A 14,712-nucleotide genomic window follows, 5' to 3' on the forward strand; every position below is an offset into this window, starting at 1 on the left:
AAGGGTTTTCTTGCCGACTTGCAAATAAACATATATATAGGATTTGAATTTCCCGGAAATTGTGGTTTTTGCCCACGTCCCGCGCTACCGGAGCGGACGAACAAGAGGATTATATCTAATGGCCACCCAGCTTCTTATGCCGAAAGCAACGGCCGTCTGGCTTGTCGACAATACAGCGCTGTCTTTTGACCAGATAGCAAACTTCTGTCGTTTGCACCCGCTTGAAGTCAAAGCCATTGCAGATGGCGAGGCTTCGCAGGGCATCAAAGGTCTGGATCCAGTCATCACTGGCCAGCTATCGCGCGAAGAAATTGCACTCGGTGAAAAAGATATCAACCACCGTCTGAAATTGTCGGAACCTAAAGTACGTGTACCTGAGCCAAAGCGCAAAGGTGCCCGCTATACACCTTTGTCAAAGCGTCAGGATCGCCCGAACTCCATTCTTTGGCTGGTTCGCAATCATCCTGAACTAAAAGATGCGCAGATTTCCCGCCTTCTCGGCACCACGAAATCCACCATCGAACAGATTCGCAACCGCACCCACTGGAACTCAGCCAACCTGACACCAATGGATCCGGTTACACTCGGCCTCTGCTCCCAGATTGATCTGGATATTGAAGTTGATCGTGCAGCCCGCAACCGTCCGGCTGATGCAGCGATTGATCCGACATTGATGCCAGCAACTGCCACTGAAAATGCACAATATCATGGTGGAGCTGCTGAAGAAGAAGAGCTGGATGCTGAAAAAGTATTCGCTAAGCTTTCTTCGCTTAAAGGCTCTGCATCAGATGATGAAGAAGAAGAAATTTAATTGATTTTTTAAAAAGCCGGAACATTTTAAATGTTCCGGCTTTTTTTAATGCCTCACGTCACTTCATTTCAAAAAAAGATACAAAAAAACCCCGCTTGAAGCGGGGTTTTTTAATTCAGGCTTATCAGCCGGCATTTTCGAGAGCTTCGCTCCACTTACCTTCAGCAGCCAGGCCATTCATGCGGGCACGATGTGCAAAGGCTTTCTGACCAGCAGCAACATTTTCAGCCTGACCGCCCCAAGCTTTCAGAGCTGCAGCCTGCAATGCACGGCCATAAGAGAAGGTCAGGTTCCAAGGCATATCAAAGCCTGCATTCATCGCATTGAGGTTTGCGGTTGCTTCAACATCTGACTGACCGCCGGAGAGGAATGCAATACCCGGAACAGCAGATGGCACATTGGCCTTCAGGCAACGAACAGTCTTTTCTGCGATTTCAGCAACTGATGCCTTACGGGCATTTTTACCATCAATGACCATGTTTGGCTTGAGGATCATACCTTCGAGCTTCACACGTGCATCATAGAGTTCATTGAAAACAGATTTGAGAACTGCATCGGTCACTTCATAGTTGCGGTCGATGGAATGATCACCTGGAACGCCGTCCATCAGAATTTCAGGCTCTACGATTGGAACAATGCCAGCTTCCTGACAAAGCGCTGCATAGCGAGCCAAAGCTTGTGCGTTCTGCTTGATCGCGCCATAAGTTGGCAGCGCAGAAGAAATCGAGATAACAGCACGCCATTTGGCAAACCGTGCACCCAGTGCATAATATTCGGTCAAACGTTCGCGTAGACCATCCAGACCTTCGGTGATGGTTTCACCTTCAAAACCTGCCAATGGTTTGGCACCCATATCCACTTTAATACCAGGAATGCTGCCTGCATTACGCATGATATCGACCAATGGTGTGCCGTCTTTAGCTTTCTGACGCAGGGTTTCGTCATAAAGGATAACGCCGGAGATATGGTTCTTCATCGCATCATCAGCGCGGAACAGCATTTCGCGGTAATCGCGACGTGCATCTTCCGTTGATGTTACATTGATGGAATCGAAGCGTTTCTTGATTGTGCCGGAGCTTTCGTCGGCCGCAAGAATGCCCTTACCACTTGCCACCATGGCAATTGCAATATCTTCAAGACGTTCGGTCATACCCAAAAACTCCTGTAAAAGTTAGCTTGGTTTGCCGATAGCAGAACTGGCAGATAAAACAAATGCCCGCCAACTATTTGAAACGATTGAAATAATTTCAATCGATTTAGTTTGAACAAGTTTTTTTAATAATCGTTAAACTGCAACAGATTTGATCCACAGGCTAATTCCATCCGGATTGTAAAGCGAGCATAAAATAAAAAAACCCCACCGAAAAATCCGGCGGGGCCTGTCTTCTAAACTTGTCTGAAAACTGACTATGCTTTCAGTGCATCCACACCCGGCAAAGGTTTGCCTTCCATCCATTCAAGAAAAGCACCGCCTGCAGTAGAGATATAAGTGAAATCATCGGCAACCTTGGCATGGTTCAAGGCTGCAACAGTATCACCGCCGCCACCAACGGATACCAACTTGCCCTGACGGGAGCGCTCTGCCACATGGCGGGCAATCGCAACAGTTGCAGCATCAAACGGATGCAATTCAAACGCACCGAGCGGACCATTCCAGATCAGGGTAGAGGCATCATCAATAACGGACGCAATACGCTCAACCGACTGCGCGCCCACATCCAGCATCATACCGTCTGAAGGGATCGCATCCACGCCATAGGTCTGATGCGGCGCATCGGCTGCAAAATGCCATGCGACGACTGCATCAACCGGTAGCACTATCGCGCATTTGCTTGTTTCAGCCTTTGCCATAATGGCGCGCGCTGTATCGGCCAGATCATGCTCGCACAAAGATTTGCCAACATCGTGGCCAAGAGCGGCAAGGAATGTGTTGGCCATACCACCACCGATCACCAGCGCATCTACCTTTTCAATTAGGTTGGAAAGCAAATCAAGCTTGGTGGAAACTTTTGCTCCGCCAACAATGGCCACAACCGGACGCACCGGTGCGCCGAGACCTTTTTCCAGTGCTTCCAATTCGCCCTGCATAGCGCGACCGGCAAAACTCGGCAGGATATGCGCCAAACCTTCGGTGGATGCATGGGCGCGGTGCGCTGCTGAAAAAGCATCATTGATATAGATATCGCCATTTGCGGCAAGCGCCTTGGCAAATTCCACATCGTTCTTTTCTTCGCCTTTGTGAAAACGGGTGTTTTCAAGCAGCAAAACATCACCGTCATTCATGACGTTAACAGCGTTGCTTGCCTTTTCACCAATGCAATCTTCCGCAAAAGCGACTTTCAAGCCCAGTGCTTTATGCAATGCGCTAACCACAACTTTCAGTGAAAATTCTGCAACTGCCTCACCTTTCGGACGACCGAAATGCGCCAGCAAAATGGTTTTGGCACCTTTTTTATGCAGTTCCTGAATGGTTGGCAAAATGCGCTCGATGCGGGTGGCATCGCTGACCTGACCGTCGGCAACAGGCACGTTGAGATCAACGCGTACCAGAACCCGTTTGGACTGAACATCAACATTGTCGAGAGTGCGGAAAGTCATCGGTTTTCTCTCTGTCTTTAAAACTAATGAAAAACGCCCCTTTCATTCAAAAGGGGCGTTGATTTTATCTTAGAGGAACTTAGCCATCGCAACAGCAGTGTCGCTCATGCGGTTTGAGAAGCCCCATTCGTTGTCGTACCAGGTCAGGATGCGCACCATGGTGCCATCGATCACTTTGGTCTGGTCCATGTGGAATACGGATGAATGCGGATCATGATTGAAGTCGGTTGATACCAACGGTTCATCAGTGTAGCCTAAAATGCCTTTCAGACGGCCATTGGCAGCTTCACGGATTGCATTGTTGATTTCTTCAACAGTGGTTGCACGCTTGGCAACGAAAGTCAGATCAACGACAGATACATTTGGCGTTGGTACACGGATTGCAACACCGTCCAGTTTGCCTTTCAGCTCCGGCAGAACCAGACCAACGGCTTTAGCTGCACCGGTTGAAGTCGGGATCATCGATAAAGCTGCCGCACGTGCACGGTAGAGGTCTTTGTGCATGGTGTCGAGGGTTGGCTGATCACCGGTATAGGAGTGAATGGTGGTCATGAAGCCGTGGTCAATACCAACAGTTGCATCCAGAACCTGTGCCACTGGCGACAAGCAGTTGGTGGTGCAGGAAGCGTTGGAAACAACCAGATGATCTTTGGTCAGCTTGTCATGGTTCACGCCATAAACAACAGTCAGATCGGCATTGTCGGCTGGTGCGGAAACGATAACGCGCTTGGCGCCGGCTTCCAGATGCGCTGCGGCTTTATCGCGTGTTGCGAAAATGCCGGTGCATTCCAGCGCGATATCAACGCCTTCTTCTTTCCAAGGCAGTTCGGCAGGGTTGCGAACCGCATGAACTTTGATCGGACCATAGCCCACATCAATTGTATCACCATCAACAGTGACTTTAGCCGGAAAACGGCCATGAACACTGTCATAGCGCAACAAATGCGCATTGGTTTCAACTGGGCCCAAATCATTGATCGCAACGACCTGAATGTCGGTGCGGCCTGATTCAACGATGGCACGAAGGACATTACGGCCAATACGACCAAAACCATTAATTGCGACGCGAACTGCCATTTTATCTCTCATCTTCCGGGTGGGTTGATTAAAAATCTGCGTGTCTTGCGGGGTTGTTTGAAAACCACCCCGCAATCAATCACTTCGCTGTTTTATGCAGCGGTTTTCAGCTTGGCTTCAGCGGCTTCCACAGCGGCTTCAGCAGTAATGCCAAAATGCTTGTAAAGGTCTTCAATCGGAGCAGAAGCACCAAAGCCCTTCATGCCGATAAAGACACCGTTTTCACCAATGAAGCGTTCCCAGCCAAGTGACAGAGCTGCTTCAATAGCAATCTTAACCGGTGCATTGCCCAGAACCGATGCCTTGTAGGAGTCGCTTTGCTGTTCAAACAGTTCGAAGCAAGGAACCGATACAACGCGTGCAGGGATGTTTTTCTCATCCAGCATCGCTTTGGCTTTCATTGCAATTTCAACTTCCGAACCGGTTGCAAACAGAGTGACCTGAGCATCCTGATCAGTGCCGGCCAATTCGTAAGCGCCATAACCGCTTAAGTTTTCATCGGTGTGGGTGGTGCGCACGGTCGGCAAGTTCTGACGGGTCAGAGCCAATGTCGAAGGTGTTTTCTGGGATTCAAGCGCCAACTGCCAGCATTCTGCGGCTTCCACAGCATCGGCCGGACGGAATACCAGATGGTTCGGAATAGCGCGCAGCACTGCCAGATGTTCAACCGGCTGGTGGGTTGGGCCATCTTCGCCAAGACCGATCGAGTCATGGGTCATGACATAGATAACGCGAATGCCCATCAGCGAGGACAAACGCATGGCCGGACGGCAATAATCCGAGAAACACATGAAGGTGCCGGAGTAAGGAATGAGGCCGCCATGCAGCGCCATACCGTTCATCGCAGCCGCCATACCATGTTCACGAATACCGTAATGGACAAAACGACCATCATAGTTTTCTGGTGTTACTGCATTGGTCTGGCTGGTTTTGGTATTGTTGGAACCAGTGAGGTCGGCAGAGCCGCCGATGGTTTCAGGCACGATACCGTTGATGACTTCCAGCGCCATTTCCGAAGATTTACGGGTGGCAACCTTTGGCTTGTCGACGGAGAGCTTCTTCTTGTAATCGATGATGGCCTGATCAAAACCAATCGGCAATTCACCGCGCTGACGGCGCTCGAATTCGGCGCGTTTATCGGCATCAAGAGCCGCGAAACGCTTTTCCCATTCCAAACGCTTTTTGGCAGCATTGAGACCTGCCAAACGCCAGGCATCCAAAACTTCTGCCGGAACGGTAAATGGTTCAGCAGTCCAGCCCAATGCTTTGCGGGTTGCAGCAATTTCTTCTGCGCCCAAAGGTGAGCCATGAACCTTGTTGGTACCGGCTTTGTTTGGTGAACCAAAACCAATCACGGTCTTACAAGCGATGAAGGTTGGCTTTGGCGATGTTTTAGCCTGTTCGATCGCTTTGGCAATCGCATCCTGATCATGACCGTCGACAGAAATTGTGTTCCAGCCTGATGCCTGAAAACGGGCAACCTGATCAGTTTTATCGGAGAGCGAAACAGCGCCGTCGATGGTGATGTTGTTGTCATCCCAGAAAACGATCAGTTTGCTGAGCTCAAGATGGCCCGCCAAAGCGATAGCTTCCTGGCTGATACCTTCCATCAGGCAGCCGTCCCCAACCAGCACATAGGTGTAGTGATCAACAATACTGTCACCAAATTGAGCGTTCAGAATACGCTCGGAAAGCGCCATACCAACACCATTGGCAATGCCCTGACCCAACGGGCCGGTCGTGGTTTCTATACCAGCGGCATAACCATATTCCGGATGACCGGCAGTGCGGGCACCAATCTGACGGAATTTCTTGATCTCGTCGATGCTGATATCTTCATAACCAGAGAGATACAAAACCGAATAAAGCAGCATTGAGCCGTGACCAGCGGAAAGCACGAAACGGTCACGATCCGGCCAATGCGGGTTCTGCGGGTCATGTGATAAAAAACGGGTGTAAAGGGTGGTGGCAATATCAGCGGCACCCATTGGCAAGCCTGGATGGCCGGAATTTGCTTTTTCCACTGCATCCATTGAGAGGAAGCGGATTGCGTTGGCCAACTGGTTTTGTTTGTCGGAATTGGTCATGGTCTCTGCTGTCTTTCCATGAAACGTTCAGCGCTTGTGGCGAAATTTGAAGGCATCGGACACATAGCACCTGCACCTTGGGAGTCAATAAAACGATACACTTTCAAACGATAAACCGGCATCACCTAATCGATTGAACGGTGGATGAGGGGCTAAAACTATGGTTTTTTGATAGTCTCTGCATCAATTTACCGCTGATTCCAGTGTATGAATGCCGCCTTATTGCCGTGATTTGTTGCTTATCAGCCCGCTGATTATTACAGTCAGACAAATAAATCGCAATTGCAGGCGCGATTCGAACCGATTTTTTTATCGTTTAGCCAGCTCATTGTTGATTTTGAACGATTGGACGGATGGATATTAAAAAATAATCAGCCGTTCCTCTTAATGTTTAACCGTATTGCCACCGGCATTCAGTGGTTAATATGTTTGCTCAATGTTCTTAAATATCTTTCTGATCGTTCGGAGCATATACTGGAAAGGTTGATAATGACGCGAGAAACCACCCTTACACAGGCTTTGGAGCGACTTGAAAAGGCGCTGAACGGGCTGGAGCAGGCTGTTGATCTCCGTCTTGATAAAGAAGGGGATTTTGCCGAAGCTGAGGAAGAGGTACAGCGTATGAATGCCGACCGCAGCAGGTTGGCACAGGAACTGGACAGCTCCGAAGCACGCGCCGAGCGTCTTGAAACCGCTAATCGTGAAGTATCCCGCCGGCTGGTCACAGCGATGGAAACCATTCGCGCTGTGTTGGATCGCTAAGGGAGAGCATTATGGCAACCGTTACTGTTACGATTGATGGCAAATTATACCGCATGGCCTGCGACGAAGGACAGGAACAACACCTGACCGGACTGGCTGAGCGTTTTGATCAATATGTCGGCCATTTGAAATCTTCATTTGGCGAAATTGGCGATGTGCGCCTCACCGTCATGGCCGGCATCATGGTGATGGACGAGTTGAACGAGATGCAAAAACGCGTCAAAGCGCTGGAAGAAGTATCTTCGCAAGCCAATCGCAATGATGCGACACTCACTCATGTTCTTAACGACATGGCGCAACGGATCGAGCAATTGGCCAGCCGGATTGCCCCGCGCCCCGGCTCATGAAGCCTAATCGAATGACTTAATCCCTACCCATTCAGATCATCAATAAAATTAAATATTTAAGTGTATCAGGCACTGGTAATTTAAAGCCAAAAAGATTATATTCTGTATTGGCGTACTGCGCTTCGCGACAGGGGTAACAGCATCCCCGGGGCCTTACTGATCTCTTAGGGAGCTGTCCCTGTGAAGGCTCGTGGGCTTTCGCATATGGCACCCACCTACTTTGTAGGCACCCGGGATCAAACACTTCCATCGGTCGTCGCGGTCGCCACTTATTTTTTCTGCCGTTCCATCTGTCAACGGATGTATAGTGTGCCAAGCTCTCTCACTGAAAAACAAGTTTTGCGCAATTTGAGCCTCGCCAAACGCGATGCACTCACGCCGGATTTCAGAGAAAAAGCAGCACAAAAAATTTCTGAAAATTATGCCGCTGATTTAAACATCAAAAGCGGGCAAGTGATTTCCGGCTTCTGGCCGATCCGTTCCGAGATCGATCCGCGCCCTCTTCTGAAAAATTTACGTCAGCAAGGCGCGCTCATTTGTCTGCCCGTCATTCTTGATAAAAGCAATATTTGCTTCCGGCTATGGCAAGAAGAACAAGCGCTTGTCCCTTGCGGCTTCGGCACGATGGCACCGGATGAAAATGCACCAACGATACGCCCCGATATGATGCTGATCCCGCTTGCCGGTTTCGACAAACGCGGCCACCGGATTGGCTATGGCGCTGGCTATTATGACCGCTATATCGCAAATCTTCATAAGAGCGATCATTTTCCGCAACTGATCGGTCTGGCTTTTGCCTGTCAGGAACTGGAATCCGTGCCCGATGAGCCACATGATGTGCCGCTTGAAAAAATCGTGACCGAGAATGGCTTGCGTTTTTTTCAAACCCGTTATTAAAGACATCTTATGAGATTGCTATTTTTGGGTGACATGGTGGGTCGGACAGGACGCACGGCAGTTTATCAAAAGCTGCCGGAACTGGTTTCCGACCTGAAATTGGATTTCGTTATCGTCAACGGCGAAAATGCTGCTGGCGGTTTCGGCATAACAGAAGAAATCTTCAATGATACGATCCGCGCCGGTGCGGATGTGGTAACTACAGGTAACCACGTCTGGGATCAACGCGAGGCATTAGAATTTTCACGCCGTGAACAACAATTCCTGCGCCCTGCCAATTTTCCTAAAGGCACGGCCGGTCACGGCTCCGGCGTTTATATGGCCAAGAACGGGGCGCGCGTGCTGGTCTCCAATATTATGGGGCGCGTCTTCATGCACCCTGATCTGGATGATCCGTTTTTAGCCGCAGAAAAAATTCTCGAAGCTTGCCCGCTTGGCGAACAAGCCGATGTGGTGTTTTTTGATTTCCACGCCGAAGCCACCAGCGAAAAACAATGTTTCGGCCATTTTGTTGATGGTCGCGCCAGCGCTGTTGTCGGCACCCATACCCATGTGCCAACTGCTGATTATCAAATCCTGCGTAACGGCACCGCCTATATGTCCGATGCGGGCATGTGCGGGGACTATGATTCATCCCTTGGTATGGACAAGGAAGAACCGCTCAATCGGTTTCTTTCCAAGGTACCAAAGGGACGTTTTGAAGTGGCTTCGGGCCCTGCCACCATTTGCGGCGTCGGCATTGAAATTTCCGACCGTACCGGTTTGGCCGAAAAAATCGAACCATTACGTATCGGTGCGCATTTACAGCAAACAATCCCGTCTTTTTGGGCTTAAAGCCGCTTGTAATTTTTAAATACCATCCTAATTTTTGTGTTTGGGGTTACTGTCTGGTGCGATATCATCCGCCAGACAGTTTTTCTGCATCTGAATTATTTTTCTTTCCGACGCAGTTGATGACGGGAGTCCGTTTTTTTCCGCAAAGATTGCTCCGGAAACCGGAGAAAGCACCTATATGGAATTTATTGCGGAACATTTATCCTTCTTGTCCAGTCCGGCAGGCTGGGCTGCACTGATTACATTGGTTGTCATGGAGGTCGTACTCGGTATCGACAATCTTATTTTTATTTCCATTCTCACCAATAAACTACCGCAAGAATTGCAATCCAAAGCGCGGCGCATCGGCATTTCAGCTGCGCTGATTTTACGCCTGCTCTTGCTGTTCACCATTTCCATTATTGTTCAAATGACCGAGCCAGTCTTTGAAATATTCGGTAACGGCTTTTCATGGCGCGACATTATTCTGGTGGCTGGTGGCTTGTTCCTTGTTTGGAAAGCAACCAAAGAAATTCACCACACGGTTGATCCCGACGGACAAAAAGACGCCGCAGTCTCAGGTGCTGTCACCATGACAATGGGTGCAGCAATCGTACAGATCCTGCTGCTTGATCTGGTGTTTTCGGTTGATTCCATCATCACCGCTGTCGGTATGACCGATGAAATTGCTATTATGGTAATTGCAGTTCTGGCCGCGGTCACCGTGATGATGCTGGCGGCAGACCCGCTATCAAAATTCATTGCCGCCAATCCGACAATCGTCATGCTGGCGCTGGGCTTCTTGCTGATGATCGGTATGACATTGATTGCCGATGGCTTCGGCTATCATGTGCCGAAAGGCTATATCTATGCCGCAATGGGCTTCTCCGCCTTGGTGGAAGCACTCAATATGCTGGCGCGCCGCAGACGCAAACAATCAGGCGAGCAGTAACACGCAATAAAAAGGCCGCTTATAAGAGCGGCTTTTTTAATATCATTATTTCAAAGCTTTAGGTTAGCCTTCAATCTCTTCGCGCAGCATTTCCAGTTCAAGCCATTCCTCTTCAAAAGCATCGCTTTCGCTGCGCTTTTTTTCCAGTTCGGCTGCAACCTTGGCAAAAAGATCAGGGTTTTTTGCATAAAGCTGCGGATCAGCCATTTTGGCTTCCAGCACCTCAATCTCTTTGGACAAAGCGTCAATCTTGCCGGGCAGCGTTTCGAGCGCAAATTTCTGCTTATAAGAAAGCTTGCGCTTTTCATCGCGCTTTGGTGCCTGAGCAGCTGCCCCATCACCACTCGCAGCCGCAGATGCAGCCTTTGCCACCTGACGTTTGGCAAGCGCCAGCTCTTTGCGCTGCGCCATCATATCGGCATAGCCACCGGCATATTCCAACCAGCGCCCGTCGCCTTCCGGCGCAATCACCGATGAAACGGTGCGATCAAGAAAATCACGATCGTGGCTGACCAGAATAACAGTGCCGTTGAAGGCTGAAACCAGTTCCTGCAACAGATCAAGCGTTTCCATGTCCAGATCGTTGGTCGGCTCATCAAGAATAAGCAAATTGGCAGGGCGCGACAAAACCCGTGCCAGCATCAAACGTGCGCGTTCGCCACCGGATAATTCACGGATAGGTGTGCGTGCCTGCTCCGGCTGGAACAAGAAGTCTTTCATATATGAAACCACATGGCGCTGCTCACCATTGACGATCAGGCTCTCGCCACGACCATCGGTAAGATAATGCGCCAATGTATCATCGAGATTGAGGCTTTCACGCTTTTGATCAAGCTCTGCCATTTCCAGATTAACGCCCAAGCGCAATGTGCCTGAATCGGGCGCCAATTGGCCGGTCAGCATCGAAAGCAATGTAGTTTTGCCGGCACCGTTTGGCCCCACCAGACCGATACGATCACCACGCTGCACGCGGGTGGAGAAATCTTTCACCAACACACGTTCGCCATAAGCTTTATTTAGGCCTTTGGCTTCAATCACCAATTTGCCGGATTCTTTGCTGTCACTTGCCGCCAACACAGCCGTTCCTTGCGCTTTGCGATGATTGCGGAACTCCGCGCGCATCGAATGCAATTCGCCAAGGCGACGCATATTGCGTTTACGCCGTGCCGTCACACCATAGCGCAGCCAATGTTCTTCACGCACAATCTGGCGGCCAAGCTTATGCAGGTCGCGCTCTTCTTCTTCCAAGACTTTATCGCGCCATTCTTCAAAATGGGCAAAGCCTTGTTCGATGCGGCGTGTGACACCACGATCAAGCCAAATGGTCGAGCGGCTGACATTTTCCAAGAAACGACGGTCATGGGAAATCAGCACAATCGCCGAACGGATCTGGCGCAGCTCATCTTCCAACCATTCAATCGTATTGAGGTCAAGATGGTTGGTCGGCTCATCCAAAAGCAATACATCAGGCTGCGGCGCAATCACCCGCGCCAAAGCTGCACGACGTGCTTCACCACCCGATAATTGCTGCGGCGTTTCTTCACCTGTCAGCCCCAGATGTTCCAGCAGATAGGTGACACGATGCGGATCATCGGTCGGCCCCAAGCCTGCTTCCACATAAGCGCGCACATTGGCAAAGCCATCCATATCGGGAGACTGCGCCAAATAACGCACAGTTGCGCCCGGATGTTTGTAAACTTCGCCACTGGTAGGCTCAACCATGCCGGCGGCGATTTTCAAAAGTGTAGATTTACCCGATCCATTGCGCCCGACCAGCGCAATGCGCTCACCTTCACTGACCGACAAGCCAGCATCTTCAAGCAGCGGTGTTCCGCCAAAAGTCAGTTTAATCTGGTCAAGGCGAAGAAGTGGTGGTGGTGCCATGGATAATGATTACTTCTCGTTCAGGTGTATTTTTTAAAATCAAAGGTCAATTGCACTGCTTGTCGTCGAGAAAGAGCTTTGTGTCAAATGACGTCTTGTCAGCACACAAAAAAACAGGCCGGAAAATCCGACCTGTTTCTCATATTTTCAAGCCAGGCTTGCAAATAAATGAACCTCAATGGTTCTATTATTATTGGCAAGGAGCTTCATAAACGCGGCCATATGGGTCGCGGTATTTACAATATTGCACACCATTGCGGGTTGTGGATGCACCAACCAATGTACCGGCAACTGCGCCAATAGCAGCACCTGTCAGCGCACCGCGGCCATTACCGCCAATTGCGCCGCCTGCCAACGCACCAAGAGCTGCACCACCAACGCCATAACCAGCCGTACGCTGTTCATTGGTTGTGCAAGCTGCTGTTGAGAATGCGAGCAATCCTGCGACTGCGATCATAGTAAGACGTGATTTCATGGAAGAAATCTCCCTTTGAATGTTGAAAACCACCGACCTTGCGTCCCCAATTCGGCGCTTGCAGGTAGTCCTGCTATCATTAGCTTACATTATATTAGGCGTTGTTCGTCAAGCCTTTTCATAACGGTCTTGCGATAAGTACCGCATGTCCTAAACGCAAAGAAACATGAAGAGTTCCATGAACAACATTAGAAACTGTCAAAGACGAACCTAAAGGCAAAGTAATTTTATCCAAAGGCCATTCTGCTTGTTCAATCGTCAGCCCTTCGAGCTGTGAAAAGCTTAAAATACTGAAAACGGAAGCCTCAGGCAGGTCATATTGATAATTGCCCGGCACCAGCGGATATGCTTCTTCAAAACCACTGGATAACAAAATCTGACGCCCTTCAAGCGCGTATCTTGTTGCCATAGTCAGATGCAAAAGCGTGTGATCGGTACGATCACCACCGAATGCACCACATAGAATCACCCGCGTTGCGCCCAATTGATAAGCTTTATTAAGCGCCAATTCGCCATCGGTCATATCTTTGGCAACCGGAAAGGTTTGCCGCGGCACTTCGGCAAAAACCTCCAGCAAATCCGGATCGGTTGAGTCAAAATCCCCAAGCCATAATTCTGGAACCACACCCAAACGAAGCGCATGGCGCATACCACCATCAGCGGCTAAAAACCGTGCGCCCTCAACTTGGCGGCGCAAACGATCCGTGACGGTCAGATCGCCGCCGAGAAGAATGACAAATGTGCTCATGAAATCGCTCATAACATGCGCATCACGCCCCGAAAAGCTCCTTTAGGGATGGCTTGCGATAAGTCGTCGAAATGCTTAAGATAAAGCTGCTCTAACGGGGTGCCTGCTGTTTTCATCAGGCTGAGAGGCCGCAATCAATCGGCCAACCCGCTGAACCTGATCCGGTTTGTACCGGCGGAGGGATTAGATGCTGTCAATGTCCGACGCATAATCCTTTTGAACCTGATACCTTAAGGAGACGCATAATGCGGCTGTTGTCTTTACTCGCCTCGTCTGCTGTCATCATGCTGAGCGTAGCGCATGCGGCACAGGCAAAAGATACCCTCACTGTCTATACCTATGACAGCTTCACCGCCAAATGGGGACCGGGGCCGATTGTCAAAGAAAACTTTGAAGCAATTTGCCATTGCGAAGTTAAATTTGTGGCAGCTGCTGATGGTGTGGCGTTACTCAACCGCCTGAAGCTGGAGGGTGCTAAAACCGGAGCCGACATCGTGCTCGGCCTCGACAATAACCTCATTGCCGATGCCCATAAATCCGGCCTCTTTGCCCCTAGCGGCATTGATCTCACCTCTATCAATGTGCCGGGCGGTTTTAAGGATGATGTTTTCGTCCCCTATGATTACAGCTATTTCGCCGTCGTTTATGACAGCGAAAAGATGGAAAATCCGCCCAAAAGCCTGAAAGAGCTGGTTGAAGGCGATGCATCACAAAAAATCGTGCTGCAAGATCCGCGCACCTCGACACCTGGCCTTGGTATGTTGTTATGGATGAAAGCTGTTTACGGCGATGAAGCAGCCGCCAAATGGGAGCAGTTGCAAAAACGCATTCTCACCGTCACACCGGGCTGGTCGGAAGCTTACGGCCTGTTCACCAAAGGTGAAGCACCAATGGTGCTTTCTTATACCACCTCGCCTGCCTATCATGTGATTACCGACAAAACCGACCGCTATCAGGCTCTTGGTTTTGAAGAAGGCCATTATCTGCAGGTTGAAGTGGCTGGCATGACCAGTAGGGGCGAGAAAAACCCGCTCGCCAAACAGTTTTTGGCTTTCATGCTCGAGCCGGGCTTTCAGGACGCCATTCCGGAAACCAATTGGATGTTTCCGGTCGCCAAAACCTCCAAGCCGCTTGATCCGGCCTTTGATGCTTTGGTGAAGCCTGTTAAAACTTTGCAGATTTCGTCTGAAGATGTCGCCGCCAACCGTAAGGAATGGATCAACGAATGGCTAAACGCTTCCAGCAAGTAAAACCGGAATAG

Annotated in this window: 14 protein-coding genes, 1 other RNA gene and 1 riboswitch; of the genes, 8 read left to right on the plus strand and 7 right to left on the minus strand. The window is 50.0% G+C overall.

Features of this window, described 5'->3' with window-relative positions; genetic code table 11:
* Nucleotides 1-118 precede the first annotated feature (118 nt).
* Entirely contained in the window at nt 119-811 is a 693-nt protein-coding gene (locus JNC77_RS10785; protein WP_374832312.1) for a DUF1013 domain-containing protein, read from the plus strand.
* A 124-nt stretch (nt 812-935) separates the two neighbouring features.
* On the opposite strand, the gene JNC77_RS10790 is transcribed toward JNC77_RS10785, so the two are convergent.
* From JNC77_RS10790 to tkt, 4 genes are all read right to left on the minus strand, one after another.
* Nucleotides 936-1,961: a class I fructose-bisphosphate aldolase gene (locus tag JNC77_RS10790; RefSeq protein WP_374832314.1), complete on the minus strand. Its 1,026-nt coding sequence runs from the start codon at nt 1,959-1,961 to the stop codon at nt 936-938.
* Nucleotides 1,962-2,218: 257 nt separating this feature from the next.
* Complete coding sequence (locus JNC77_RS10795) at nt 2,219-3,409, minus strand: phosphoglycerate kinase (protein WP_374832316.1); 1,191 nt, start codon at nt 3,407-3,409, stop codon at nt 2,219-2,221.
* Between the two features lie 69 nt (nt 3,410-3,478).
* Complete coding sequence (gene gap, locus JNC77_RS10800) at nt 3,479-4,486, minus strand: type I glyceraldehyde-3-phosphate dehydrogenase (RefSeq protein ID WP_374832318.1); 1,008 nt, start codon at nt 4,484-4,486, stop codon at nt 3,479-3,481.
* Nucleotides 4,487-4,578: 92 nt separating this feature from the next.
* Complete coding sequence (gene tkt / locus JNC77_RS10805) at nt 4,579-6,573, minus strand: transketolase (RefSeq protein WP_374832320.1); 1,995 nt, start codon at nt 6,571-6,573, stop codon at nt 4,579-4,581.
* 489 nt (nt 6,574-7,062) lie between these two features.
* Here tkt and JNC77_RS10810 point away from each other — a divergent pair, with 489 nt between their 5' ends.
* The 6 genes from JNC77_RS10810 (at nt 7,063) to JNC77_RS10835 (ending at nt 10,344) form a co-directional block, all read left to right on the plus strand.
* Entirely contained in the window at nt 7,063-7,335 is a 273-nt protein-coding gene (locus JNC77_RS10810) for a DUF4164 domain-containing protein (protein WP_374832322.1), read from the plus strand.
* 11 nt (nt 7,336-7,346) lie between these two features.
* The gene (locus JNC77_RS10815; RefSeq protein ID WP_374832324.1) at nt 7,347-7,682 is read left to right on the plus strand and encodes a cell division protein ZapA; all 336 of its coding nucleotides are present in this window, start codon (nt 7,347-7,349) and stop codon (nt 7,680-7,682) included.
* A gap of 109 nt (nt 7,683-7,791) precedes the next feature.
* Nucleotides 7,792-7,950, plus strand: a non-coding RNA gene (ssrS, locus tag JNC77_RS10820) — 6S RNA.
* A gap of 41 nt (nt 7,951-7,991) precedes the next feature.
* A complete protein-coding gene (locus JNC77_RS10825; protein ID WP_374832326.1) occupies nt 7,992-8,579 on the plus strand; it encodes a 5-formyltetrahydrofolate cyclo-ligase in 588 nt (195 codons plus the stop codon).
* Between the two features lie 9 nt (nt 8,580-8,588).
* Nucleotides 8,589-9,413, plus strand: a complete 825-nt coding sequence (locus JNC77_RS10830; RefSeq protein WP_374832328.1) for a TIGR00282 family metallophosphoesterase — start codon at nt 8,589-8,591, stop codon at nt 9,411-9,413.
* 178 nt (nt 9,414-9,591) lie between these two features.
* Nucleotides 9,592-10,344: a TerC family protein gene (locus JNC77_RS10835; RefSeq protein ID WP_374832330.1), complete on the plus strand. Its 753-nt coding sequence runs from the start codon at nt 9,592-9,594 to the stop codon at nt 10,342-10,344.
* Between the two features lie 63 nt (nt 10,345-10,407).
* Here JNC77_RS10835 and JNC77_RS10840 read toward each other — a convergent pair whose 3' ends face one another.
* From JNC77_RS10840 to JNC77_RS10850, 3 genes are all read right to left on the minus strand, one after another.
* Nucleotides 10,408-12,228: an ABC-F family ATP-binding cassette domain-containing protein gene (locus JNC77_RS10840; protein ID WP_374832332.1), complete on the minus strand. Its 1,821-nt coding sequence runs from the start codon at nt 12,226-12,228 to the stop codon at nt 10,408-10,410.
* 190 nt (nt 12,229-12,418) lie between these two features.
* Nucleotides 12,419-12,703 carry a YMGG-like glycine zipper-containing protein gene (locus JNC77_RS10845; protein ID WP_374832334.1) on the minus strand — a complete coding sequence of 95 codons (285 nt, stop codon included), beginning with the start codon at nt 12,701-12,703 and terminating at the stop codon, nt 12,419-12,421.
* Nucleotides 12,704-12,821: 118 nt separating this feature from the next.
* Nucleotides 12,822-13,451, minus strand: a complete 630-nt coding sequence (locus JNC77_RS10850; RefSeq protein WP_374832336.1) for a thiamine diphosphokinase — start codon at nt 13,449-13,451, stop codon at nt 12,822-12,824.
* An 85-nt stretch (nt 13,452-13,536) separates the two neighbouring features.
* A riboswitch (TPP riboswitch) is annotated at nt 13,537-13,651 on the plus strand.
* Nucleotides 13,652-13,696: 45 nt separating this feature from the next.
* On the opposite strand from JNC77_RS10850, the gene thiB reads away from it, so the two are divergent.
* Nucleotides 13,697-14,701, plus strand: coding sequence for a thiamine ABC transporter substrate binding subunit (gene thiB, locus JNC77_RS10855; protein ID WP_374832338.1), 1,005 nt, complete (start codon nt 13,697-13,699; stop codon nt 14,699-14,701).
* Nucleotides 14,702-14,712: the final 11 nt, after the last annotated feature.

This window comes from Paenochrobactrum pullorum (genome assembly GCF_041929845.1).
Classification (GTDB): domain Bacteria; phylum Pseudomonadota; class Alphaproteobacteria; order Rhizobiales; family Rhizobiaceae; genus Paenochrobactrum; species Paenochrobactrum pullorum.